This window comes from Mesorhizobium sp. M7A.F.Ca.US.005.03.2.1 (assembly GCF_003997795.1).
Classification (GTDB): Bacteria; Pseudomonadota; Alphaproteobacteria; order Rhizobiales; family Rhizobiaceae; genus Mesorhizobium; species Mesorhizobium ciceri.
In genome coordinates this window covers 1-1581 of the sequence record NZ_RZRP01001136.1, presented here as the reverse complement: position 1 = coordinate 1581, position 1581 = coordinate 1, and the positions used below count along the sequence as shown (strand labels likewise).

The 1581-nt window shown below is 60.7% G+C and carries 2 protein-coding genes; both read left to right on the top strand.

Going from position 1 to position 1581, the window contains the following annotated elements:
* The first annotated feature begins 523 nt into the window (after positions 1-523).
* Positions 524-814 (top strand): Dabb family protein, encoded by a 291-nt coding sequence (locus EN991_RS35495; RefSeq protein ID WP_013531473.1) that lies wholly within the window; start codon positions 524-526, stop codon positions 812-814.
* A 118-nt stretch (positions 815-932) separates the two neighbouring features.
* A partial coding sequence (locus EN991_RS35490; protein ID WP_164769634.1) for a VOC family protein occupies positions 933-1581 on the top strand: 649 nt, incomplete at its 3' end.

Here is a 1581-nt window from a genome sequence, read left to right as displayed (position 1 = left end):
GTTCTCTTGGATCATTCGCCAGCTTCGAACGCCGTTGCCGGTCCCGGGCGCTGACCGGCTCAGTGACGGGCGGGCTCGAATGAAACACGCGCTCTTTTACCAGAGCTTTAGCGCTTCCCAGTGAATCCCTGCGGCGATCTTCCACGTCATGCGGCGAAACTTCAAGAGGCAGGCCGCAAGCGGGGCTGTGCCACGCGGAATGCTTGCGCCAGCGAGAATCCGCTTTTTTGCACAGCAAAGGCCGAGCGCGCAAAAAACGCCTATGGTCGCAGAATTGCTCGTGCGATAGATCTAGCCATGCGTTATGTAATCGTCATTGCCGCCATCGCGTTTTTCCTGATCTGGGATGGCATGTACAATCAGGGCCGCTATCTCGACACAACAGTGAGAGAGCTTAGCCATGTTGTGCGATATGTTACCGGCAGAGCTTAACTCCAGTGGCGGCAGCCGCGACATCCTAGTCGATTGACGCCAACGTCCTGCCGTCACAAAAGACCCCAGCATTTTGATCGAGGAGGCGGGGTTGATCCGGCATATCGTTTTCTTCAGCGCGCGGCGAAAAGAGGATGTCGAGGCTGTGCGCACCGGCTTGCTGGCGCTCGGCAACATTCCTCATTCCAGCCTGTTCGAGGTCACGCTCAACACCAAGGTGGATCCGCTGTCGGACGAGGTCGACGTGGTCGTCTATGCGGAGTTCGCCGATGACGCCGCGCTGGCCGCCTACAAGGCGCACCCGCTCTATGCGCAGACCACCAGCAAGGTCAAACCGATGCGCGAACTGCGCTATTCCGCCGATGTCGTTGCCGGAAGCTGATCGAGGCTTTGTCCCAACTGGTGCCTTTTTCGACGTCCGGTGAACTGGCGGGGGCGAAATGGCCGGGATTGCGATCAAGTCTTGAACCGATTTGCGGAATGATGCACATCGCGGCTGCATGACCCGAACCATCACTGGCACTCATCCGCTCGATCACCTGGTGCTGCCAACGCAGGGCCTTGAGGTGGCGCGAGCCCGGCTCGCCGCGCTTGGCTTCGTCGTGGCCCCGACCGGCATCCATCCCTTCGGAACGGAAAACTGCTGTGTTTTCCTGGCCGACGGCACGTATCTCGAACCGCTGGCGGTCGGCGACGAGCAGGTGGCGGCAAAGGCTATCGCGGACGGCAATGTCTTCGGAACGCGTGATCGCGCCTATCGCGACAGCAACGGCGACGAGGGGTTTTCCGCCATTGTTCTAGGTACGGGCAATGCCGATGCCGACCATGCACGCTATGTCGATGCCGGCATCTCGGCTGGAGACATGCTGGGTTTTTCGCGCGCTTTCACCGACCCGGCCGGCAAGAGCGACATCGCATCGTTCAAGCTCGCTTTCGCGGCCGGAGCCGAAGCCACGGACGCCTTCCTGTTTGCCTGCGAGCGGGTCAACGCGCCTGATGTCGACCGCGCGGCTTTGCAGGCCCACGCCAACGGCGCGACCGGAATTGTCGAGATCTTGGCGGTCAGCGATGCGCCTGGAAAGCAGCATGAGTTGATTTCTGTCACGGTGGATAATCCGGCCGCCGAAAGGCAGGGCGGCATGTTTTCCC